This is a genomic window from Pseudomonas sivasensis (assembly GCF_021391435.1).
In the GTDB taxonomy this organism is placed as follows: Bacteria; Pseudomonadota; Gammaproteobacteria; order Pseudomonadales; family Pseudomonadaceae; genus Aquipseudomonas; species Aquipseudomonas sivasensis.
The window spans coordinates 4,053,297-4,077,015 of the sequence record NZ_CP090029.1; the positions used below are offsets into that span (position 1 = coordinate 4,053,297).

A 23,719-nucleotide genomic window follows, 5' to 3' on the forward strand; every position below is an offset into this window, starting at 1 on the left:
TCCACTGGGAACTGCAACCATGACAATAAGATCGCTACCCGCCCGCTCACCTTTAAGCCTTGCCGTGCAAGCCTTTATGCTGGTGGGCAGCCTGTCCCTCAGTGCTGCAACCTTCGCAGCCGCCGAGCCTGCCAAATCGACACGCAACGTCACCTGGGAAGACATTGCCAACGACCACCTGACCACCAAGGACGTGCTGCAATACGGCATGGGCACCAACGCCCAGCGCTGGAGCCCACTGGCCCAGGTCAACGACAAGAACGTGTTCAAACTCACCCCGGCCTGGTCCTATTCCTTCGGCGACGAGAAACAGCGCGGCCAGGAATCCCAGGCCATCGTCAGCGATGGCGTGGTGTACGTCACCGGCTCCTACTCCCGCGTGTTCGCCCTGGATGCAAAGACCGGCAAGCGCCTGTGGACCTACAACCACCGCCTGCCCGACAACATTCGCCCGTGCTGTGATGTGGTCAACCGCGGCGCGGCGATCTTCGGCGACAAGATCTACTTCGGCACCCTCGACGCGCGCCTGATCGCCCTCGACAAAAACACCGGCAAAGTGGTGTGGAACAAGAAATTCGGCGACCACGCCGCCGGCTACACCATGACCGGCGCCCCGGTGCTGATCAAAGACAAGGTCAGCGGCAAGGTGCTGCTGATCCACGGCAGCTCCGGCGATGAATTCGGCGTGGTCGGCCAGCTGTTTGCCCGCGACCCCGACACCGGTGAAGAAGTGTGGATGCGCCCGTTCGTGGAAGGCCATATGGGCCGCCTCAACGGCAAGGACAGCACCACCACCGGCGACGTCAAGGCCCCTTCGTGGCCGGATGACCCCACCACCGAAACCGGCAAGGTCGAGGCCTGGAGCCACGGCGGCGGCGCGCCTTGGCAGAGCGCAAGCTTCGATGCCGAGACCAACACAATCATCGTCGGCGCCGGCAACCCTGGCCCTTGGAACACCTGGGCGCGCACCGCCAAGGACGGCAACCCCCACGACTTCGACAGCCTCTACACCTCGGGCCAGGTTGGCGTCGACCCGAGCACCGGCGAAGTGAAATGGTTTTACCAGCACACCCCGAACGACGCCTGGGACTTCTCCGGCAACAACGAACTGGTGCTGTTCGACTACAAGGACAAGGACGGCAAAGTGGTCAAGGCCACCGGCCACGCCGACCGCAACGGCTTCTTCTACGTGGTGGACCGCAACAACGGCAAGCTGCAGAACGCCTTCCCGTTTGTCGACAACATCACTTGGGCCAGCCATATCGATCTGAAGACCGGGCGTCCGGTGGAGAACGAAGGCCAGCGTCCGGCCAAGCCATTGCCGGGTGAAACCAAAGGCAAGCCGGTGGAAGTCTCGCCGCCGTTCCTGGGTGGCAAGAACTGGAACCCCATGGCCTACAGTCAGGACACCGGCCTGTTCTACATTCCGGGCAACCAGTGGAAAGAGGAATACTGGACCGAAGAGGTCAACTACAAGAAGGGCTCGGCCTACCTGGGCATGGGTTTCCGCATCAAGCGCATGTATGACGACCACGTCGGCACCCTGCGCGCGATGAACCCGACTACCGGCAAGGTGGTGTGGGAGCACAAGGAAGCCTTGCCACTGTGGGCCGGCGTGTTGGCCACCAAGGGCAACCTGGTGTTTACCGGCACCGGCGACGGTTTCTTCAAGGCCTTCGACGCCAAAACCGGCAAGGAGCTGTGGAAGTTCCAGACCGGCAGCGGCATCGTCTCGCCGCCGATCACCTGGGAACAGGATGGCGAACAGTACATCGGCGTGACCGTCGGCTACGGCGGCGCGGTGCCGTTGTGGGGCGGCGACATGGCCGAGCTGACCAAACCGGTAGCGCAAGGCGGGTCCTTCTGGGTGTTCAAGATCCCGAGCTGGGATAACAAAACGGCCCAGAAGTAACCCTTCAGGAAATGCCGGGCCGCGTTTTTTTGTGGTGAGCGGGCTTGCCCCGCGCTCGGCTGCGCAGCAGTCGTAGAACCTGAGCGCACGCAGGTGCTGGAGGAATGCCAGGGCCGCTTCGCAGCCCAGCGCGGGGCAAGCCCGCTCACCACAACAATTCCGCTCACCACAGGATCTCCAGAGGTCTCGCAATGAACTACCTGCCCTTGTTACTCCTGTTATCCCTTATCCCTGGCCCACGCCGACCATGGCGACGACGCCCAGAAGTAACCCGTCAGAAAATGCCGGGCCGCGTTTTTTTGTGGTGAGCGGGCTTGCCCCGCGCTCGGCTGCGCAGCAGTCGTAGAACCTGAGCGCACGCAGGTGCTGGAGGAATGCCAGGGCCGCTTCGCAGCCCAGCGCGGGACAAGCCCGCTCACCACAACAAGCCCACTCACCACAGGATCTCCAGAGGTCTCGCAATGAACTACCTGCCCTTGCTACTCCTGTTATCCCTACCCCTGGCCCACGCCGACGATGGCGACGACGCCCAGAAGTAACCCGTCAGAAAATGCCGGGCCGCGTTTTTTTGTGGTGAGCGGGCTTGCCCCGCGCTCGGCTGCGCAGCAGTCGTAGAGCCTGAGCGCACGCAGGTGCTGGAGGAATGCCAGGGCCGCTTCGCAGCCCAGCGCGGGGCAAGCCCGCTCACCACAACAAGCCCACTCACCACAGGATCTCCAGAGGTCTCGCAATGAACTACCTGCCCTTGCTACTCCTGTTATCCCTACCCCTGGCCCACGCCGACCATGGCGACGACGCCCAGAAGTAACCCGTCAGAAAATGCCGGGCCGCGTTTTTTTGTGGTGAGCGGGCTTGCCCCGCGCTCGGCTGCGCAGCAGTCGTAGAACCTGAGCGCACGCAGGTGCTGGAGGAATGCCAGGGCCGCTTCGCAGCCCAGCGCGGGGCAAGCCCGCTCACCATAACAATTCCGCTCACCACAGTATCTCCAGAGGTCTCGCAATGAACTACCTGCCCTTGCTACTCCTGTTATCCCTACCCCTGGCCCACGCCGACGATGGCGACGACGCCCCGTTGATCGTCAACGGCTGCACCATCGCCGAACACAGCCAATGCCCCGGCGCCAACCTCAAGGGCGCCAACCTTCGAAATCAGAACCTGAGCAAAATGAACCTGGCAGGCGCTGACCTGCGCGATGCAGATCTGCGCCATGCCAACCTCGACCTGGCCAACCTGGAAAAGGCCCAGCTGCAAGGCGCCAACCTGACCCGCGCCAGCCTGCAACAAAGCAACCTGCGCTTGGCGGACTTTAGCGGTGCCACGCTGATGGCGATCCAGGGTTGGGGCCTGTTCGCCCAAGGGGCGCAGTTCGAAAACGCCAACCTCAGTGCGGCCTACCTGCAATTTGCACGGCTGTCAGGGGCCAAAATGCACAAGGCCAACCTGCGTGCGGCCGACCTGGAGATGACCTGGCTGAGCAAGGCCGACTTGCAAAATGCTGACCTCAGCGACGCCAATCTGCAAGAAGCGAAGTTCGGCGAGAGCAACCTTGAAAACGCCACGCTAACCGGTGCGCGGCAACATTATGGGAATTTTCAGGATGCGAATATGGAGGGCTGCCAGGATTGCCCAACGACCTGGGATCGCTGAAACGACGCCATTGAAATGTGGGAGGGGGCTTGCTCCCGATAGCGGTGTGTCAGTGACAGATGAGCTGACTGATACACCGCTATCGGGAGCAAGTCGAATCGTCGCACCGCCCCTCCCACAGTGGGTTTGTGCACACCCAATTATCCAACCACCCGCACCACCCCCATGTCGATTCCCAGATGCACCAGCTCGGCATGGGAGCTCACCTGCAGTTTGCTCTTGAGCAAGGTCAGGTGATTGGACACGGTCTTGCTGCTGATATTCAGCTGGTCGGCAATCGCTCGGGTGGGCGTGCCCTTGGCCAGCATCAGGAAGATTTCCAGTTCGCGCGGGGTCATGCCCTGCAAACGTTGATCACTGGGGGTGTAGGCCAGCTCGGTGGCCAGGGCCTGTTCGATATAGGCGTGGCCGTCGAGGATGCGCCGCACGGCTTCAATCAACACCTCGGGCGCCGAGCTTTTGGTCAGGTAACCGGAGGCTCCGGCGTCCAACGCCTGGCGCACCAGCGGCAGCTCGTCGTGCATGCTGAAAAACAGCACGCGCAATTGTGGCAAGCGCTGGCGCAGGCGGCGCGTGGTTTCCAGGCCGCTGATGCCTGGCAGGCCGAAGTCCATGATCACCAGATGCGGCACCGCCTCCTGCACCCGGCTCAGGGCCTCTTCGCCACTGGCCGCTTCGCGTACTTCGACCGCTGGCAGCAGCGCGCGCAGCAGGCTGGCATAGCCTTGGCGCACCACGGCGTGGTCATCCACCAACAGAATATTCATGAGGCCTCCAACGGCATGTTCAACGCCAGCGCCCAACCGCCGCCGGGGTGGCTGATGATCTTTAATTCGCCGCCCAGGCAGCGGGCGCGTTCGGCCATCGAATACAGGCCCACGCCGGGCCGCTGGGGCGTGACTGCACCGCGACCGTTATCACGCACCCACAGGCGCAGACGTGAACCGCGGTGTTGCAGGCGCACGCGCACCTGGCTGGCATCGGCATGCCGCAGGATGTTGGTCAGCGCTTCCTGGAGCAGGCGGTACAGGTGAGTTTTGTTGGCGCCGGACAACGCCGGCAGGTCGGCACTGACCTGCAATTGGCAGGGAATCCCATGGCTGGCCTGCCACTGCGTTACCAGCATCGAGAACGCCTCGCCCATCGGCAAGTGTTGCAACGCCACCGGGTAGAGGTCGTGGACCAGGGCGCGGAAACCTTGCTGCAAGTGCTCGCAATGATCTTCCAGCAGCCCCACCGTACGGGTCAGCACGTGCGGCTGATCGGCGACCAGCCGCAACAGGCAGGCCTGGGCGCGAATGCCGGCCAGGTATTGGCCGAGGTCATCGTGCAGGGTCTGCGCCAGGTGGGTGCGTTCCTGCTCCTGCACCGCCAGCAGGGTCTGGGTGAGCCGGGTGTTATCGGTGCGCGCCTGCTCCAGGGCGTCGGTCATGCGGTTGAAGTGCAGCGCCAGTTGCCGCGCTTCCGGCGCGCCTTCACCGCGCAGACGCACATTGAGCTGGCCGGCGCACACCTGTTGCAGGGCGCGCAGCAATTCATCGAGCACGCCCATGCCCCGCCGCACGGCCCAGCGGATAGTCAACAGACTCAGGGCCAACGCCAGGGCGCACAGGCCCAACAGTTGTTGCAAGGAATCCCAGACTTCGTCGATTTCATCCCGTGGGTCGACGGCGATGGACACGCGCCGACCGTCCGGCAAGTCCAGCACCTGGGCACTGCGTCGCGCCTCGACGAACAGCAGGCGCCCAAGCCAGGCGTCCAGTCCGTCCGAGGCCGGCGCTTGCGCGGTGTCGCCGCTCGCCAGCCAGTGCACGCGTACATGACGCAAACTCGCGGTGAGGCGGGGTTGCAGGCTGGCCGGGTCGCGCTCGGCGGTTTCGCTCAGGTAGTGCACCACCGCTTCGGCCGATTGCAACTCGCGCTCCACATCGGCCAGGGCCTGGTGCAGCAACAGCGCGGTGCAGGCGCAGGTCACCAGGGCGAAGAAGCCGCAGACCCATAGATTGATGCGCCACAACGCCGACATAGCCAACTCCCGAACAACACACTGAAGCGTCATGCTAAGACCGCTTCACGCGCTGCGAGCTACTACCTTGGTACTGCCCCAGCGCTACTTTCTGCATATTTGCAGCGACCTTAAGGCTTTCTATGCTGGCGCTTCCTGTCATGGAGTGCCTTATGCGCCAGCTCGCCCCTTACGCCGTGATCTATCTGCTGGCGATTGCTTGCGCAGCCGGGGTGGCCACCGCCAGCCAGGCCGCCGAGCCCTTGCAGGTGCAGATCGGCTACTTGGGTTATCGGCCCGATCCAGGCCCGCTGCTGTCGAATGTAATTCCCGAGCCCATCGATGCCGGGCAGCGCGGCGCCGAATTGGCGATCATCGACAGCAACAGCACCGGCGCCTTTCTCAACCAGCGCTACAGCCTGACGACCGCCACGGTTGATACGCCGGACGCCCTGCTCGCCGCGGCCCAAGCCCAGCATGCCCAGGGCCTGCGTTTGTTCGTGGTCAACGCCCCCGCCGCAAGCCTTCGCCAACTCAGCGCCGCGTTGCCTGACAGCCTGCTGTTCAATGCCGGCAGCCCGGATGACAGCCTGCGCAGCACCGACTGCCTGGGCAACGTGCTGCATACGCTGCCCAGCCGGGCGATGCTCGCCGATGCGCTGGCGCAGTTCCTGGTCGTCCGTAAATGGCAGAAAGCGTTGTTGATCGTCGGCCCCACCGAGGATGACCAAGCCTACGCCGCCGCTCTGCGCCGCGCCGCCAAACGCTTCGGCGTGCGTCTGGTGGCGGAGAAAGCCTGGCGCTTCGATAACGACCAACGCCGCAGCGCCCAGGCGGATATGCCGCTGTTCACTCAGACCGCCGAATACGACGTGGTGCTGGTGGCCGACGAGCGCGGCGACTTCGGCGAGTACGTGCCCTACCAGACCTGGTACCCGCGCCCCGTCGCCGGCACCCAGGGCCTGACGCCCACCGGTTGGCACAAGACCGTCGAGACCTACGGCGCCGCCCAACTGCAGAAACGCTTCGAGGCCCTGGCCGGACGTTGGATGAACGACCGCGACTTCGCCGCCTGGATGGCCGTACGCAGCGTCGCCAGTGCCGTGAGCAAGCTGCGTCAGGTCGAGCCCATGGCGATCCGTGATCTGGAAATCAGCGAGCAACTGCCCCTGGATGGCTTCAAGGGCCGCAAGCTCAGTTACCGCGCCTGGAACGGCCAATTGCGCCAACCGATTCCCATCGTGCAACCCCGCGCGTTGGTCAGCACATCGCCCCAGGAAGGCTTCCTGCACCCCACTAACGAAATGGACAGCCTGGGCTATGACAAACCCGAGGTGACCTGCCGCTTCCCTTGATCACCTACCCACAATAATAAGGAATCCGCCATGCGCCGCACCCTGCTCTCATGCGCCCTGCTGCTTGCCGCCGGGCACGCCGTGGCCAGTACCGCCTGGGTCTCCAACGAGAAAGACAACAGCCTGAGCCTGATCGACATGCAGACCCTGCAAGTCACCGACACCCTCAAAGTCGGCCAGCGCCCGCGAGGCTTGCTGCTGTCCCATGACAATAAGCTGCTGTACATCTGCGCCAGCGACTCGGACCGCGTGCAGGTGATGGACGTGGCCACGCGCAAGATCATCAAGGAACTGCCCTCCGGCAAAGACCCCGAGCAGTTCGCCCTGCACCCCAATAACCGCTGGCTGTACGTGTCCAACGAAGACGATGCGCTGGTCACCGTGATCGACACCGAGACCTCCAAAGTGCTCGGCCAGATCAACGTCGGCGTCGAACCCGAAGGCATGGCCGTCAGCCCGGACGGCAAGTGGGCGGTGAACACCAGCGAAACCACCAACATGCTGCACTGGATCGACACCAGCACCCAGACCCTGGCCGACAGCACCCTGGTGGACCAGCGCCCGCGCTTCGTCGAGTTCAACCACGATGGCTCGCAGCTGTGGGCCTCGGCAGAAATCGGCGGCACCGTGACCATCCTCGACGTGGCCAGCCGCGCGATCCTCAAGACCCTGACCTTCAAGATCAAGGGCGTGCACCCGGACAAAGTCCAGCCGGTCGGCATCAAGCTCAGCGCCGACGGCAAATACGGTTTTGTCGCCCTCGGCCCGGCGAACCATGTGGCGGTGATTGATGCCAAGACCTTTGAGATTCTCGACTATCTGTTGGTGGGCCGCCGCGTGTGGCAGATGGCATTTACCCCGGACGAGAAACAGTTGCTCGCCACCAACGGCGTGAGCGGTGATGTGTCGGTGATCGACGTGGACAGCCTCAAGGTGGTCAAGTCGGTGAAAGTCGGGCGTTACCCGTGGGGTGTGGTGGTGACGCCATGAACGCCCTGGAGGTGCGCGACGTGAGCTTCGCCTATGGCGCACGGCAGGCCTTGTGCGAGGTGAGTTTCAGCCTGGCGCCAGGGCGTTTTGCGGCATTGCTGGGGCCCAATGGCGCCGGCAAATCCACCTTGATCGCCCTGCTCACGCGGCTGTATGACTTGCAAAGCGGCGACATTCGCGTGGGCGGTCATTCCCTGCGCGATGCGCCGCGCGCCGCCCTTAAGCAATTGGGCGTGGTATTCCAACAAAGCACCCTGGACCTGGACTTGAGCGTTGAGCAGAACCTGCGCTACCACGCCGCGCTGCACGGTTTGTCGCGGCGCCAGACCGACGCACGGGTCGACGCCGAACTGACGCGCCAGGCCCTCACCGAGCGCCGCCGCGAAAAAGTCCGCGAACTCAACGGCGGGCACCGGCGCCGCGTAGAAATCGCCCGCGCCCTGCTGCACGAACCGCGCGTGCTGTTGCTCGACGAAGCCAGCGTCGGCCTCGACCCGGCCAGCCGCCTGGCGCTGAACCAGCATGTGCGCAGCCTGTGCGCCGAGCACGGCATCAGCGTGCTGTGGACCACTCACTTGCTCGACGAAGTGCAGGCCAACGATGCACTGATGATTCTGCACCAAGGCCGCCTGGTGGCCAGCGGGCAAGTTGATGAGTTGATCCAGCAACAAGGCGGCGACCTGGGCAGTGTGTTCGCCCGATTGACCCGACCCACTGTGACGGGAGCCGCCGCATGAACGCTTACTGGCAATGCCTGCGCGGCATCGTGCTGCGTGAGTGGCTGCGTTTTGTGTTGCAGCGCACGCGCTTTCTCAGCGCCCTCGTGCGCCCGTTGCTGTGGCTGGTGGTGTTTGCCGCCGGGTTCCGTGCCGCGTTGGGCATCTCGGTGATCGAGCCCTACGACACCTACATCCCCTACGAGGTCTACATCATTCCGGGACTGGCCTGCATGATCCTGCTGTTCAACGGCATGCAGGGCTCGTTGTCGATGGTCTACGACCGCGAGATGGGCAGCATGCGCGTGTTACTGACCAGCCCGTTGCCGCGCACGTTTTTGCTGTGCAGCAAACTGTTGGCCACGGCATTGATCTCGCTGTTGCAGGTATACGGATTCCTGGCGATTGCCTGGGTCTACGGCGTGCAACCGCCAGCCATGGGCCTGTTGACTGCCCTGCCGGCGTTGCTGCTGGTGGCGTTGATGCTCAGTGCATTGGGCCTTCTGCTGTCGAACGCGATTCGCCAATTGGAGAACTTTGCCGGGGTGATGAATTTCGTGATTTTCCCGCTGTTTTTCCTGTCGTCGGCGTTGTACCCGCTGTGGAAAATGCGCGACTCCAGCGAATGGCTGTACTGGCTGTGCGCGGTCAACCCGTTTACCCACGCCGTGGAACTGGTGCGCTTTGCCCTGTATGAACGCTTCGCCGGCCTGGCCCTGGCGGTGTGCCTGGGGTTGACCCTGTTGTTCACGCTGCTGGCGGTGCTGACCTTCAATCCCCAGCATGCCGTACTGCGCAAAAAAGGCTGAAGCCGATAAAACTACTACTTTGGTACTGGTTTTCCTGTCTATCGTCGCATTCCCAAGGGCTCGGGACTCACGTGTAATGCGCGCATAACGATAAGGATCGCCCTGCCATGCTGCACGCCCGACTGCCTCTGTTGGCACTGCTGTGCCTGTTCGTCGCCCACGTCCAGGCCGACACCCCACTGTTTTCCGCCGACGGCTACCGCATCAGCCTGTACCGCAGCCCCACGCCCGACCACCTGCCTGGCGCCACGATTGTCGACACCGCGGCCCTGCAAACCCTGCTCGGCCAAAGCCCGGCGCCGGTGCTGATCGATGTGTACCGCCGCCAATGGCTGCAAGGCCGCTTCATCGAAGACCAGCCCCACGCCAACCTGCCCGGCAGCCACTGGCTGGCCAATACCGGCGACGGCGACCTCACGCCGGAGTGGCAAAGCTATTTCGTGCGCCACTTGTATGCCTACAGCGGCGGCGACCTCACGCGACCGTTGGTCTTCTATTGCCGCTCCGATTGCTGGCTGAGTTGGAACGCGGTAAAACGTGCCGCCAACCTCGGCTATACCTCTGTGTACTGGTATCGCGACGGTCTGGATGCCTGGGAGGCGGCGAAGCTGCCGGTGACGGTCGCCCAACCCGAGCCATTTCAAACATCACAATAAGAAAGGTGAACGGCCATGTACAAAATCCTGATTGCCGACGATCACCCACTGTTTCGCGAAGCGATCCATAACGTCATCAGCGACGGCTTTCCCGGCAGCGAAGTGATGGAAACCGCCGACCTGGACAGCGCCCTGGCGCTGACCCAGGAACACGACGACCTCGACCTGATCCTGCTGGACCTGAACATGCCCGGCATGCACGGCCTCAATGGCCTGATCAACCTGCGCAACGAGGCACCGACCATTCCGGTGGTGATCGTCTCGGCCGAGCAGGACAAGCAGATCGTGCTGCAAGCCATCACCTATGGCGCCGTGGGTTTTATCACCAAGTCCTCGCCACGCCTGCAAATGACCGAGGCGATCCAGCAGATTCTCAACGGCAACGTGTACCTGCCGCCGGACATCATCCGCACCCAGAAGCCCGGCACCCACCGGCGCCTCAACGAAAACCCCGGCTTCGCCCCCGAACTGCTGCAAGCCCTGACACGCAAGCAATTGCTGGTGCTGGAGCGGATGACCAAGGGCGAGTCGAACAAGCAGATCGCCTACACCCTGGAGATTGCCGAAACCACCGTGAAGGCCCACGTGTCGGCGATCCTGCGCAAGTTGAACGTGCACAACCGGGTGCAGGCAATCCTCAGTGCCGGGGATATCGATTTCGGCTCGTACCTGCGCCGCTGACCCGCCTGACACAACAGTGGTAAATGTGGGAGGGGGCTTGCTCCCGATAGCGGTGGGTCAGTCGGCATCTACTTGACTGAAACACCGCCATCGGGGGCAAGCCCCCTCCCACACTTGATCTCCGTTTGTCAGGGCCGATCGAGCAGGTGGCTCGTGGCGGTCTTGAGCTTCATTGGCCGTAACTGCGCCGCCAATCTTCCAAACACAACACCGGTCAAATGTGGGAGGGGGCTTGCTCCCGATAGCAGTGGGTCAGTCGACATCTACTTGACTGAAACACCGCCATCGGGGGCAAGCCCCATCCCACACTTGATCTACGTTTGTCAGGGACGACCGAGGGGTGGCTCGTGGCGGTCTTGAGCTTCATTGGCCGAACCTGCGGCGCCAATCCTCCAAACACAACACCGGTCAAATGTGGGAGGGGGCTTGCTCCCGATAGCGGTGGGTCAGTCGGCATCTACTTGACTGAAACACCGCCATCGGGGGCAAGCCCCCTCCCACATTGGTTCTCCGTTTGTCAGGGACGACCGAGCAGGTGACTCGTGGCAGTCTTGAGCTTCATTGGCCGTAACTGCGCCGCCAATCCTCCAGACACAACACCGGTCAAATGTGGGAGGGGGCTTGCTCCCGATAGCGGTGGGTCAGTCGGAATCCACTTGACTGAAACACCGCCATCGGGGGCAAGCCCCCTCCCACACTTGATCTACGTTTGTCAGGGCCGACCGAGGGGTGGCTCGTGGCGGTCTTGAGCTTCATTGGCCGTACCAGAGCCGCCAATCCTCCAGACACAATACAAATAAAATGTGGGAGGGGGCTTGCTCCCGATAGCGGTGGGTCAGTCGGCATCTACTTGACTGAAACACCGTCATCGGGGGCAAGCCCCCTCCCACACTTGATCTACGTTTGTCAGGGCCGACCGAGGGGGGGCTCGTGGCAGTCTTGGGCTTCATTGGCCGTAACTGCGCAGCCAATCTTCCAAACACAACACCGGTCAAATGTGGGAGGGGGCTTGCTCCCGATAGCGGTGGGTCAGTCGACATCTACTTGACTGAAACACCGCCATCGGGGGCAAGCCCCCTCCCACACTTGATCTCCGTTTGTCAGGGCCGACCGAGCAGGTGGCTCATGGCGGTCTTGAGTTTCATCGGGCGTACTGGCTTGTGCATCAAGGTGTGCCCCAATTCGCGGATCTGTTGCTTCAACTCATTGCTGTAGTTGGCGGTGATCATCAGCGCCGGGATTGCACTGGCCCGGCGTGCGTTGATGCGTGCCACGGCATCTACACCGTTCTGGTCGTCGTCGAGGTGATAGTCGGCGATCAGCAAGTCGGCTTCGGCATGGTAGTTGTCCACCTGCCGTGCCAAATCCTGTTCCGACAAGGCGGTAATCACCCGGCAGCCCCAGCCTTCCAGCAAGGTGCGCATGCCCGCGCAGATCGCCGCGTCGTTATCCAGCACCCACACCCGTGCGCCTTGCAGGCGTTCGAGCATCGGTTCGCTCATGGCCAGCATCGGCAGTGACTTGGGTGCCGTGGCGCTCAACGGCACCTCCACCGAGAACATCGAGCCCTGACCCGGCCAGGATTTGACGCTGATGCGATGACCCAGTATCCCCGCGATTTTTTCCACGATCGCCAGCCCCAGGCCCAACCCGCGGTCCTGATCCGGACGCTGCACATCGCCGCGTTTGAACTCCTGAAAAATCTCCTCCAGCCGCTCCTCGGCAATGCCCATGCCGCTGTCCCACACCTGGATCGACAGGCGCTGGTGCTGGCGGCGACATCCCAGCACCACACGCCCTTTGTAGGTATAGCGAATCGCATTGCTCAGCAGGTTGCGCAGAATCCGCGCCAGCAACTGAATATCACTGCGCACCAGCGCCGAGCAGCCGACAAAATGCAGCTCCAGGCCCTCGCTGCGAGCCAATTCGGTGTATTCGGCTGCCAGGTTGTCGAGCAATTCACTCAGGGCAAACGGCGCGATGTCGGCCTTGATCACCCCGGCATCCAGCTTGGAAATATCCACCAGAGTACCCAGCAGGTTTTCCACGTCTTCCAGGGAATTGCTCACGTTGCGCACCAACTGTTCGCTGGGGCGTTCGAGCAAAGCGCTGGTGAACAATCGCGCGGCGTTCAGCGGTTGCAGCAGGTCGTGGCTGACGGCGGCGAGGAATTTGGTTTTCGACAGGTTAGCCTGTTCGGCTTCGAGCTTGGCTTCGCGCAGGCGGGTTTCCATGCGGCGGCGCTCGTCGATTTCCTTGAGCAACTGGTCGTTAAGCGCAGTGAGTTCCGAGGTGCGCTGGGCGACACGCTGCTCCAAGTGTTGATAGGCCTGATGCAGGGCCTCGGCGGTGCGGCGGCGTTCGGTGATGTCGCGGATCAGCACAAAGATCCCCACCACTTCGCCACTGGCCAGCAGATTGGGGACATAGGAGCGCAGCATGTAGCGCTCCTGGTTATTGATATTGGTCTCGGCGAATTCAAAGGTCACGCTCTCCCCCGCCAAGGCGCGGGCGACGTAGGCGTCCAGGCGCTGGCAGTGCTGTTCGCTGTGGACTTCGCGCAGGCTCTGGCCGAGCATCATGCCGCGCGGCCAGCAATACCATTCTTCGTAGACTTTGTTGGTGAACTCGTAGACCAGGTCAGCATTCAGGTAGCCGATGAGGGCCGGAACGTGGTCGGTGATCAAGCGAATCCAGCGCTCGCTTTCCTGGGCTTTCTGCGCCGCCACCTGTTCGCCGCGCAGGGTTTCGGCACGCAGCCGGGCGTTGATCAGCAAGTGGTTGCTGGCCTTGAGTTCGGCCATCGCCTGGTTCAGCGCGTCGGTGCGTTCACGCACTTGCTCGGCCAGTACCACCGAATGCTGGAAGGTGGTGTAGGGGTTGTTGCCCTGGGTCACGCCGGACTCGATGCGCTCGATCAGCGCGGCGTTGATCCGCGCCAGCTTGTGGTTGTCCTGTTGCAGTTGGGCAACCTGGGCGAGCAGTTCAGCGCCGGCCTCGGGCAATGGCGACCCCGGTGAAGGTCTGGTTGATATGCATGCCATTGAACTGTTCTCCGTAGGTGTTGAAACCCATCACCCGCTGGTCACGCAGGAAGCCGCCGATCTGTTCCAGATTGTCACTGTCTTCCAGCTCAAGGCGGCGCAGGAAGCAGTCGCAGCCGATGGTCAACAGCAGGTCGCCAAGGCGCGCTTGCAGGCCGTCGAACAGGGTTTGCAGGTTCGGCAGGATCGGCCCGGGCTTCATTACGGTGAGGACGATGCCGTTTTCCACGGCGCAGTAGAAACTCAGGCTCAAGTCGTCGTGCACTTGCTGGATCGCGCGCACGTAATACTGATCGTGGATGCGCACCGCCAGCGGGTGCGCCGCGAACACGCGGTGATCGAGATCGGCCACGGCCACGCCGATATGCCGCGCGTACTCTTCGGCGGCAGGTTCGGCGTTGAGCTCGAAGACCCGGCGCGACGGGCTGTCGGCGCCGGTCACCACCAGCTTTTCACTGCGCGGCAGAATGTGGTGGGTGGTAAACACCTCGAAGTCCAGCCAGGTATTGACCAACACCACCACCGCCGCGCCGCTGTGGAAGGCGCCGTTAAAGTACACGTGGGTGTGGGTGAGGAAGTTGTCGTCGCCGGCCGAACCGCCAAAATGCGGGATGTCGCCAAGCGCGGCGCTGAGGGCCGCGAGCACCACTTCTTCACGGCTGGACAGGCCATCGAGCAGGGTCAGGGCGAACGTGTTGCCCTTGATCGGCGCCAGGGTATTGCTGCGGCAACCGCCGACCAGGCGTTCGACCATCTGCTGGGCGTCGATCAGGCTGAAGTGTTCCACCTGATCGATCAGCTCGGTGGCGATGGAAAAGTGCGCGTGGTTAAAGCCCATCGCCGTCACGCAATTGCGGCCGTAGCCCTGGGGCGTGATCTCGCCGGCGCTGGTGCAACCCACCACGCGCACGTTACCGAAGCACTGTTGCAGGGCCTGGCCCAACGCCTGCAAATCGTAGGAGGCCGAACAGAAAAACAGCACAAACCCCAGGTAAGGGTGCAGCAGTTGACGGGCCAACTCCTCAGCCGCCTGCCCGGCGTCGGTGGCCTGGGACATGGCGCTGATTACGCCTTCACTGTTATGCATCGTTGGTTCCCCCTCTGAGGCATGAGTGTACGAAGGGCGGGGGGTGGGACCTATGCTACTTGGGTACTGGGTGGGGGGATGCGATGGGATGAGTCTCTCCACTGACCGATCCACCCCATCGGGGCATAGGTATCTACACCTTGCCTAAAAGCCGACGCATAACGCTGTGGTGAGCGGGCTTGCCCCGCTCACCACGAAAGCACTATTTTCCCAGAATGTGTTTTCACCAAAGAGGCATAGATATCTTTGCCTGTGGGGGGCAAGTCGAATCATCGCACCGCCCCTCCCCCATTTTTGAATGGCTTACCAAGTCAGGACCGCACCTACCGCAAAGGTATCGGTGTCTTCATTCTGCGCACGGGTGTCATGCCCCTTGATCTGGAATTGGTTGTACTCCGCCACCAGCTTCAGGTTGTCGTTCACGTCATGAAACAACGCAATCCCGCGCGTCTCATAATCCGCCCCGCTGCCCACCACGCCGTTGCCGTCGTCCTCTGTCTTGCCGTAGGACAGCGCCAGACGGTTCTTGCCCACTTTGTACGAGCCTTGCACCAGGTATCCGTTGCTGTCCACGTTGCGCAGGGTGGCTTCCCCGGCATTGTTGGTGAAGAACGGGTTGATGCCCTTGGCCTGGAAGCCCGAACCGGTCAGCGACAAGCCGCCGATTTTCGCCTGTACGCCATAGCCCAGGCCTTTGGACGTCACCGATTCGACGGTGGAGTCGGTGTTGTCCGAAGTCTGGTAGCTGCCATTGAGCCAGCTGTAGATCTTCGCCCCGCCCAGGTCGAACTGGTAGGTGATCTCGCTCTCGGTGCGCGGGTTCTTCTGGTAGGCCTTGCCCAGTGCGCTGCTGTCGTTGGTGTCCACCGGGTCCATGATGCCGACGGCCACGCGCAGGCCGTCCATCATTGGGGTGCGGTAGGTAATCTGCGAGGTGGGGAACGGGTACGGGTAGCCGCTGCCGATATTGCCGAACGACACACCGCCGCCGTCCACCAGGCCAAGGCTGTCGCTGACCTGGCCGTAACCGGCGAGCAGTTCATCGAGCAGGATATTGGAGCGGGCGAACAGGCCGAAGTCCTTGCCGATCAGCACTTCGCCCCACTCTGGGTTCGCCACGGTGCCGTAAAACTGGCGCACATCGATGGCGGTGTCGGTGCCGTTGGTTTCGCTGTCGTTGATCGTCACCCAAAACGAGGCGCGGGCGCCGAGCTTGAGGTCGTCGACCTGCTTGCCCATGTTGAAGCCCAAGTAGTTGGGCAGAAAACCCATCTTCACCCGGGACTGGCGGCGGTCGTATTGGTCGCCGGCGCGGTCCACGTCACTGTTGACGTAGAAAGCGTTGATGTAGCCGTCGGTGGAAAAGGTGGTTTCGTCCTTGTCGTACAGCATGATTTCGGCGTCAGCGAACGGGCTGAGGCTAAGGCCGACGATAAAAGCAGGTAACAGACGCAGGGGGAGATTTTTATTGTTATGCATGGCGCGCTCCGCAACGGGGACTTGATGTCGGAGGCGATTATCGAAAAGCGCCAGGCCACGGCCTACGCTGCCTTGGCCGTGGTTTCAGGGTGCTTTGGACGGGCAGCGGGTGCCCGGCAACTCTGGTGTAAGACGGGCCCGGTCACAGGCCCGGCACTTAGTGCGTAAGACCGGCCTTGGCCAACATGCCCACAGCCACCAGTACACACAGACTGGCAAACCCCACCTGCAAGGTGCGCGCGGGGATCACGGAACACAGGCGCCGGCCGACCAGCATGCCGACGATACTGGCGCCGATAAACACCCAGCCCACCGGTTCGATGCTCACCCCGGCATGCAACGCACCGGCCACGCCGATCAGCGAGATCAAGCTGATCACCATCAACGAGGTGGCGACGATGCCGCGCATCTGCACGTCGGTGAGTTGTTTGAACGCCGGCACGATCAGGAAGCCTCCGCCCACGCCGAGCAAACCGGAGACCGCACCGGTCACGGCGCCGAGCGCGGCCAGGGTGGCGCTGCATTTGGCGGTCCAGGCCAGGCGTCCGGTCTGTTGATTGAGCATGCAGTTCTTCTGGCCCCAGGAGGCGGCGCCGTGATCACTCGGCCCGGCCTCGACCTTTTCACGCTGCAACATGCGCCAGGCCACCAGCACCATCAGCGCACTGAACAAGCCCATCAGCACCGGTTCCGTCATTTGGTGAGCAAGAAATACCCCCAGCGGCGAGAACAGCGCGCCTAGCAAGGCGATCAGCAGCGCGGCGCGGTAACGCACCAGGCCGTGGCGCAAGCCATCAATCGCACCGACGGCCGCCGCCGCGCCCACCGCCAGCAAAGACACCGGCGCGGCCTGGGTCATGCTCAAGCCCAATCCCAGCACCAACGCCGGCACCCCAAGGATGCCGCCGCCCGCACCGGTCAGGCCCATGACCAGGCCCATCAACACACCCAACACACTGGCCAGCAGCATTCAGTCCACCTTGCTCAGACGGGTCAGCCACTCGCGGCCCTTGAGCATGCCGTTCCAGTAGAACCACGGCAGCAGCGTAGCCTTGAGGAACCACATCGAACGGCGCGCCTTGGTCGGATCGAGGGCGAAGGTCGGCAGCAACTTGCCGCCGTAGCCGAACTCGGCAAGCACCACCTTGCCCTTCTCCACCGTCAGCGGGCAGGACCCGTAGCCGTCGTACTTGAGCGGCAAGGTTGCTTGCTTACGCAGGGCCAGCAGGTTTTCGGCAACCACCACGATCTGCTTGCGCACAGCGGCGGCGGTCTTGGCGTTGGTGGTGCCGCACACATCGCCCAGGCCGAAGATGTGCGGGTAGTGCAGGTGTTGCAGGGTATGGGGGTGCACTTCACACCAACCGGCGGCGTCGGCCAGCGGGCTTTGGCGGATAAAGTCCGGGGCGACTTGCGGCGGGACGACGTGCAGCAGGTCGAAGGATTTCTCTTCAACCGTCGTATTGCCCTCGGCGTCTTTCACTGCAAACCAGGCCTTGCGTGCCGGACCGTCAACTTTCATCAGATTGGAATTGAACGCCAGGCGCGCGTTGTATTTTTCAACGTACTTCATCAACGGCGGCACAAAGGTCGCCACCCCGAACAGCGCCGCGCCGGCCAGGTTGAATTCCACATCAATGTGCTTGAGACGGCCCTGCTTGAGCCAGTGATCGCAGGACAGGTACATGGCTTTCTGCGGCGCGCCGGCGCATTTGATCGGCATGGCCGGCTGGGTGAAGATCGCCTTGCCGCCCTTCAACTGCTGCACCAACTGCCAGGTGTAGGCGGCGTATTCGTAGCTGTAGTTGGAGGTGACGCCGTGCCGACCGAGGGTGTCTTGCAAGCCCTCGATAGCCTCCCAGGCCAGGCGCAGGCCGGGACACACGATCAGATGTTGCCAACTCACCCGCTGGCCGCTGTCGAGTAAGAGGGTTTGCTCGTCCGGCAGCACCTCGCTGACCGCTGCCTGTATCCAAGTGACGCCATTAGGCAGCACGTCGGCCAACGGGCGGCGGGTCTTTTTCAGGTCATAGGCGCCGCCGCCCACGAGGGTCCAGGCCGGCTGGTAGCAATGGTGGTCGTTGGGTTCGATGAGGGTGATGTTCAGGTCGGGGTCGCGCTTGAGCAGGCTGGCCAGCAGGCCGATGCCAGCCGAACCGCCGCCGATGACAACGATATCGCCACTGATGGATGGGCCCCAGTGTTGTTCGGTCATGGTCTGATGCCTTTTATCGTCAATGCACACAAGGGTCGTTGCCGTATGGCGTCACGCCCAGCTTTTTATGACCGCGCCGCAGTACAGCCCGGACAGGGTTTTCATCACTTGGATCACTTCGTGGCTGGCCAGCCCGTAGAAGATGTACTTGCCTTCCCGACGGGTGGCGACCAACCCTTCGTCGCGCAAGATGCCCAACTGTTGTGACAAGGTGGGCTGGCGCACACCGGTCATGGTTTCCAGCTCGCCGACGTTGCGCTCGCCCTGGGTCAACTGGCACAGGATCAACAGGCGATCCTCATTGGCCAGGGCCTTGAGCAACGCACAGGCCTTGGACGCCGACGCGCGCAACTGGGCGACTTCGCCTTCACTCAGAGTAGATTCCATTTGCCTCGGGTCCTTTGCCTCACTTAAGCTCAAAACATTATGTGTAAATGTAAAGTGATTGTAATCACTTTTTTCAGCATCAGGGGCAGCCGTCATGTCAGCGTTGATTCATTCCTTTCTGGACGAGACGTCGTCGACCTACACCTACGTCGTCTATGAAACGGACGGCGGCCCCTGTGCCATCGTCGATTCGGTTCTCAACTACGACCCGGCCTCCGGGCGTACTGACACCGCCCAGGCCGACAAGGTTATTGCCTTTGTGCGTGAGCACAGCTTGCAAGTGCAGTGGCTGTTGGAGACACACGCCCATGCCGACCACCTGTCCGCCGCGCCGTACCTGCGCCGGACAGTGGGCGGCAAGATCGCCATTGGTCAGTCGATCAGCAAGGTGCAGGGCGTGTTCAAGAACCTGTTCAACCTGGAGCCGGAATTTCGCGTCGACGGCTCGCAGTTCGACCACCTGTTTGCGCCGGATGAAATCTTTCACATCGGCAACCTCAAGGCCCAGGCGTTGCACGTGCCCGGCCACACCCCGGCGGACATGGCTTATCTGATCGAGGATCGATTGATCCTGGTCGGCGACACCCTGTTCATGCCCGATGTCGGCACGGCCCGCTGCGACTTCCCTGGCGGCGATGCGCGGCAGCTGTATGCGTCGATGCGCAAGCTGTTGGCCTTCGCTCCCGACACGCAGCTGTACGTGTGCCATGACTACCCGCCCGAGGGTCGCGAGGCAAAATGCCTGACGACCGTGGCGCAGCAGCGAGCGGGCAATATTCATGTGCATGACGGAGTGGATGAAGCGACGTTCGTGGCGATGCGCACCCAACGCGATGCTGGGCTGGGGATGCCCACGCTGTTGTTGCCGGCGATCCAAGTGAATGTGCGGGCCGGTCATATGCCGCCAGCGGAGGCAAACGGGGTGGTTTACTTGAAGATTCCGTTGAACCAGCTCTAAAGCCGCCCCGCATGGCGTCCATGCCATTGAATGTTCCGTGGGTGTTACGCAGGTGTGATCAGGCTACGGCAAATTTCGACACGATCTGCTTGAGGTCCACCGCCAGCCGCGACAGCTCTTGGCTGGCAATCGACGTCTGACCAGCCGCCGAAGAGCTCTGGATGGAAAGATCACGGATGCTGATTAGGTTCTGGTCCACCGAGCGGGCCACATGGGCCTGTTCTTCAGAGGCCGTGGCGATCAACAGGTTGCGGTCATTGATGTCGGTAATGGCGTCGGTGATCTGAGTAATCGCGGCGCCCGCTTCATGGGCGATCTTCAATGAATCCACTGCTTCGTTGCGGTTAAGGGCCATGGAAGACACCGCTTCGCTGGAGCATGTTTGGATTTTCGCGATCATCTGCTCGATTTCCTGGGTCGAGGTCTGGGTTCTATGGGCCAATGCCCGTACTTCGTCGGCGACGACCGCAAAGCCTCGGCCCTGCTCCCCTGCCCTGGCCGCCTCAATGGCGGCGTTCAAGGCCAGCAGGTTGGTTTGCTCGGCAATTGAACGGATCACTTCAACCACTCGGGCAATATCCTGGGCCTGCTTGGCCAACCCTTCGACTTCGACGCCGGTCTGCTGCACCGTGGCGCTGAGCTTCTCGATGGAGGCGATGGTTTGCTTCACACGCTCCTGGCCGACTTTGGCCGAGCGCTGGGAATCCTGTGTTGACTGGGAAGCCGACACCGCATTGCGCGCCACTTCTTCCACGGCCGCCGTCATTTCGTTAACCGCCGTGGCGGCCTGATCGGTTTCCATGCTTTGGCGTTCAATACCGGCGCTGGACTCGCGGGTAATGGCGCTCATCTCCTCCGCCGCCGCAGCCAATTGCCCGGACGCCTCCGAGATATGCTGCAAGGTGCTTTTCAGGTTCATTTGCATAGACGCGGTAGATCGTTGCAACTCGGTCAACTCGTCGTTGCCATTGATGGCAATCGCCACGCGCAGATCGCCGTCAGCAATCTTGCCGGTTGATACCAACAGTTCACGGACCGGAGTAATGATGCTGCGGGTAAACAGGCTTGCAACCACGACGGTGACCATCAAGGAGGTGCCCATCAATATCCAAGTGAACAGACGCGCCGCGTCATATTCGCTGGAAGCCACCTGAACCGCCGTATTGGAGCCACCGGAATTCAACGCGATCAACTCGCTGATGGAACGCTGTACATCAAGGGCAATCGGCCCATTGACGTCACGCAAATAAGTCGACATCTGTTCAGCAGACAACGTCGAGGATTGCGCGAGGAACTCATCCATCTTCTGGCTGTAGTTCTTTATGCCAGTCAATGCGTCGTTGTACTTGGCTTGTTCTTCGGGGCTTGAGACTAACGGCGCATAACGCTCTGCAATATCAAGGGCTTCCTTGCGCGTCGCTTTGAGCTTCTCAAGGGAGGCCGGATCCTGGCGCCCGATATCCATGGCATAACGGCGTAGATCAAGACGCAGTTTGTAAAAAGCCGAATCTATTTCACCTGCCGAACGAATACTGGGAAGCCAGTTAGTTTCGATTTCAACCGTCGATGAATAGACTTTATCGACTTTTATCAGCGTCATTGCTCCTTGGATCAACAGCAGAAGACACACCACGCCAAAACAAAGTGTGGTACGGAAGTTCAGCTTCAAGGCTCTCATGGACATCGCGGCGCACCCCTTTCCTGGGCCGCGAACTTCACGGCCTGATGGGGATTAATGTGTTAAACCAGACGTGAAAAATACGTGACTAATTAGGTATTTTTTTATTGGCAACCCTAAATATTTAAATAGCGAGTTTAGTTGTCTAGCTAACTATTAACGTGCCAAGGGAAACCGCGCCACTTTATTAGACCATCAGTCCATCTCTTGGCAGCGGCAATGCTGTTTTGTAACGCACTTGTTTGAGGGCAAAACTGGAGCGGATATTCGCCACCCCCGGTACCTTGGTCAGAAAGTCCATCATGAACCGCTCCAGCGACTGGATCGTCGGCACCAACACCCGAATCAAATAGTCCGGATCACCGGCCATCAAATAGCACTCCATCACCTCGGGCCGGTCGGAAATCGCGCCTTCGAACTGCTGCAACGCCAGTTCGTTCTGCTTTTCAAGGCTCACATGGATAAACACGTTGACGTGCAGCCCCAGTAAATCGGCGTCGAGCAGCGTGACCTGCTCGCGAATCAGGCCCAATTCCTCCATCGCCTTGACCCGGTTGAAACACGGCGTGGGCGACAGGTTGACCGAGCGGGCCAGGTCGGCGTTGGTGATGCGGGCATTCTCCTGCAGAGCGTTGAGAATGCCGATATCGGTACGGTCCAGTTTGCGCATGAGACAAAATCACCTGTTTATTATGTTTATGCAGGTTTTTTATCCGCAATTGATCCCAGGCGCAACGAAACAGAGATAAATATTCTTCTACGCCACGCCTATGATTGTTGTAGGACAAGATTTCTTCTACCCGAAGACTGACTGTCAGCTAGCGCGCCCACTACAAGAAATTCACAAGATCGAGCGTAGAAGCCATGACCCAGCAGTACGAACCACTGCGCCTGCACGTCCCTGAACCCTCGGGCCGACCAGGCTGCAAGACCGACTTCACCTACCTGCGCCTGACCGACGCCGGCCTGGTGCGAAAACCCGCCATCGACGTAGAACCCGCCGACACCGCCGACCTGGCCAAGGGCCTGATCCGCGTACTCGACGACCAGGGCCAAGCCTTGGGACCGTGGGCCGAAGGCGTCTCCACTGACATCATGCGCAAAGGCATGCGTGCGATGCTCAAGACGCGCATCTTCGACAACCGCATGGTGGTCGCACAGCGTCAGAAAAAAATGTCGTTCTACATGCAAAGCCTCGGCGAAGAAGCCATCGGCAGCGCCCAGGCCCTGGCCTTGAACATCGACGACATGTGCTTCCCCACCTACCGCCAGCAAAGCATCCTGATGGCCCGCGAAGTGCCACTGGTGGACCTGATCTGCCAGTTGCTGTCCAACGAGCGCGACCCGCTCAAGGGTCGCCAGTTGCCGATCATGTATTCGGTGAAAGACGCCGGCTTCTTCACCATTTCCGGCAACCTCGCCACCCAATTCGTTCAGGGCGTGGGCTGGGGCATGGCCTCGGCGATCAAGGGCGATACCAAGATCGCCTCGGCCTGGATCGGCGACGGCGCCACCGCCGAATCCGACTTCCACACCGCCCTCACCTTTGCCCACGTGTACCGCGCGCCGGTGATTCTCAACGTGGTCAACAACCAATGGGCTATCTCCACCTTCCAGGCCATCGCCGGCGGTGAAGCCACCACTTTCGCCGGACGCGGCGTCGGTTGCGGCATCGCCTCCCTGCGCGTGGACGGCAACGACTTTATCGCCGTGTACGCTGCCTCCGCCTGGGCCGCTGAACGTGCGCGGCGCAACCTCGGCCCGAGCCTGATCGAGTGGGTCACCTACCGTGCCGGCCCGCACTCCACGTCAGATGATCCGTCCAAATACCGCCCCGCCGATGACTGGAGCCACTTCCCGTTGGGCGATCCGATTGCTCGTCTCAAACAGCACCTGATCAAGATTGGCCAGTGGTCCGAAGAGGAACACGCGGCGGTCAGTGCTGAACTTGAAGCCGAGGTGATCGCCGCGCAGAAACAGGCCGAACAGTACGGCACCCTGGCCGGTGGCCAGATCCCAAGCGCCGCGACCATGTTCGAAGACGTCTATAAAGAGATGCCGGAGCACTTGAAGCGCCAGCGTCAAGAGTTGGGGGTCTGA

At 61.6% G+C, this 23,719-nt stretch carries 20 protein-coding genes; 10 read left to right on the forward strand and 10 right to left on the reverse strand.

Annotated features, from left to right (window positions below; all coding sequences use genetic code 11):
- Nucleotides 1-19 precede the first annotated feature (19 nt).
- Nucleotides 20-1,912 carry a quinoprotein ethanol dehydrogenase gene (gene exaA, locus LRO94_RS18145; protein ID WP_032889973.1) on the forward strand — a complete coding sequence of 631 codons (1,893 nt, stop codon included), beginning with the start codon at nt 20-22 and terminating at the stop codon, nt 1,910-1,912.
- Nucleotides 1,913-2,911: 999 nt separating this feature from the next.
- Nucleotides 2,912-3,559 carry a pentapeptide repeat-containing protein gene (locus LRO94_RS18150; protein ID WP_179178748.1) on the forward strand — a complete coding sequence of 216 codons (648 nt, stop codon included), beginning with the start codon at nt 2,912-2,914 and terminating at the stop codon, nt 3,557-3,559.
- Between the two features lie 140 nt (nt 3,560-3,699).
- Here the strand turns inward: LRO94_RS18150 and LRO94_RS18155 are convergent, their stop codons facing one another.
- Entirely contained in the window at nt 3,700-4,326 is a 627-nt protein-coding gene (locus LRO94_RS18155) for a response regulator transcription factor (protein ID WP_032889977.1), read from the reverse strand.
- On the reverse strand, nt 4,323-5,585 hold the full coding sequence (locus LRO94_RS18160; RefSeq protein WP_179178747.1) for a sensor histidine kinase: 1,263 nt from the start codon (nt 5,583-5,585) through the stop codon (nt 4,323-4,325). The genes LRO94_RS18155 and LRO94_RS18160 overlap by 4 nt, the downstream gene beginning before the upstream one ends.
- A 152-nt stretch (nt 5,586-5,737) precedes the next feature.
- Between LRO94_RS18160 and LRO94_RS18165 the strand changes: the two genes are divergently transcribed.
- From LRO94_RS18165 to LRO94_RS18190, 6 genes are all read left to right on the forward strand, one after another.
- Entirely contained in the window at nt 5,738-6,919 is a 1,182-nt protein-coding gene (locus tag LRO94_RS18165; RefSeq protein WP_032889981.1) for an ABC transporter substrate-binding protein, read from the forward strand.
- 30 nt (nt 6,920-6,949) lie between these two features.
- The gene (locus LRO94_RS18170; RefSeq protein ID WP_032889983.1) at nt 6,950-7,909 is read left to right on the forward strand and encodes a YVTN family beta-propeller repeat protein; all 960 of its coding nucleotides are present in this window, start codon (nt 6,950-6,952) and stop codon (nt 7,907-7,909) included.
- A complete protein-coding gene (locus tag LRO94_RS18175) occupies nt 7,906-8,646 on the forward strand; it encodes an ABC transporter ATP-binding protein (RefSeq protein ID WP_179178746.1) in 741 nt (246 codons plus the stop codon). The genes LRO94_RS18170 and LRO94_RS18175 overlap by 4 nt, the downstream gene beginning before the upstream one ends.
- Entirely contained in the window at nt 8,643-9,434 is a 792-nt protein-coding gene (locus tag LRO94_RS18180) for an ABC transporter permease (protein WP_095184363.1), read from the forward strand. The genes LRO94_RS18175 and LRO94_RS18180 overlap by 4 nt, the downstream gene beginning before the upstream one ends.
- Before the next feature lie 107 nt (nt 9,435-9,541).
- A complete protein-coding gene (locus tag LRO94_RS18185) occupies nt 9,542-10,090 on the forward strand; it encodes a PQQ-dependent catabolism-associated CXXCW motif protein (RefSeq protein WP_032889991.1) in 549 nt (182 codons plus the stop codon).
- Between the two features lie 15 nt (nt 10,091-10,105).
- A complete protein-coding gene (locus LRO94_RS18190; RefSeq protein ID WP_032889994.1) occupies nt 10,106-10,771 on the forward strand; it encodes a response regulator transcription factor in 666 nt (221 codons plus the stop codon).
- A gap of 1,100 nt (nt 10,772-11,871) precedes the next feature.
- Here the strand turns inward: LRO94_RS18190 and LRO94_RS18195 are convergent.
- The 6 genes from LRO94_RS18195 to LRO94_RS18220 form a co-directional block, all read right to left on the reverse strand.
- Nucleotides 11,872-13,815 (reverse strand): PAS domain-containing hybrid sensor histidine kinase/response regulator, encoded by a 1,944-nt coding sequence (locus tag LRO94_RS18195; RefSeq protein WP_050442845.1) that lies wholly within the window; start codon nt 13,813-13,815, stop codon nt 11,872-11,874.
- On the reverse strand, nt 13,757-14,902 hold the full coding sequence (nosP, locus tag LRO94_RS18200; protein ID WP_032888119.1) for a nitric oxide-sensing protein NosP: 1,146 nt from the start codon (nt 14,900-14,902) through the stop codon (nt 13,757-13,759). The genes LRO94_RS18195 and nosP overlap by 59 nt, the downstream gene beginning before the upstream one ends.
- A gap of 303 nt (nt 14,903-15,205) precedes the next feature.
- Nucleotides 15,206-16,381: a porin gene (locus LRO94_RS18205; protein WP_032888121.1), complete on the reverse strand. Its 1,176-nt coding sequence runs from the start codon at nt 16,379-16,381 to the stop codon at nt 15,206-15,208.
- 157 nt (nt 16,382-16,538) lie between these two features.
- Nucleotides 16,539-17,351, reverse strand: coding sequence for a sulfite exporter TauE/SafE family protein (locus tag LRO94_RS18210; protein WP_032888123.1), 813 nt, complete (start codon nt 17,349-17,351; stop codon nt 16,539-16,541).
- Nucleotides 17,352-18,596 carry an NAD(P)/FAD-dependent oxidoreductase gene (locus LRO94_RS18215; RefSeq protein WP_179178745.1) on the reverse strand — a complete coding sequence of 415 codons (1,245 nt, stop codon included), beginning with the start codon at nt 18,594-18,596 and terminating at the stop codon, nt 17,352-17,354.
- A 51-nt stretch (nt 18,597-18,647) separates the two neighbouring features.
- Nucleotides 18,648-18,983: an ArsR/SmtB family transcription factor gene (locus LRO94_RS18220; RefSeq protein ID WP_017527038.1), complete on the reverse strand. Its 336-nt coding sequence runs from the start codon at nt 18,981-18,983 to the stop codon at nt 18,648-18,650.
- A gap of 94 nt (nt 18,984-19,077) precedes the next feature.
- Between LRO94_RS18220 and LRO94_RS18225 the strand changes: the two genes are divergently transcribed.
- Entirely contained in the window at nt 19,078-19,941 is an 864-nt protein-coding gene (locus tag LRO94_RS18225) for an MBL fold metallo-hydrolase (protein WP_032888127.1), read from the forward strand.
- A 58-nt stretch (nt 19,942-19,999) separates the two neighbouring features.
- On the opposite strand, the gene LRO94_RS18230 is transcribed toward LRO94_RS18225, so the two are convergent.
- A complete protein-coding gene (locus LRO94_RS18230; protein ID WP_179178744.1) occupies nt 20,000-21,625 on the reverse strand; it encodes a methyl-accepting chemotaxis protein in 1,626 nt (541 codons plus the stop codon).
- A 181-nt stretch (nt 21,626-21,806) separates the two neighbouring features.
- Nucleotides 21,807-22,289, reverse strand: coding sequence for an Lrp/AsnC family transcriptional regulator (locus tag LRO94_RS18235; RefSeq protein ID WP_015884756.1), 483 nt, complete (start codon nt 22,287-22,289; stop codon nt 21,807-21,809).
- A gap of 194 nt (nt 22,290-22,483) precedes the next feature.
- On the opposite strand from LRO94_RS18235, the gene LRO94_RS18240 reads away from it, so the two are divergent.
- On the forward strand, nt 22,484-23,719 hold the full coding sequence (locus LRO94_RS18240; RefSeq protein ID WP_032888133.1) for a 3-methyl-2-oxobutanoate dehydrogenase (2-methylpropanoyl-transferring) subunit alpha: 1,236 nt from the start codon (nt 22,484-22,486) through the stop codon (nt 23,717-23,719).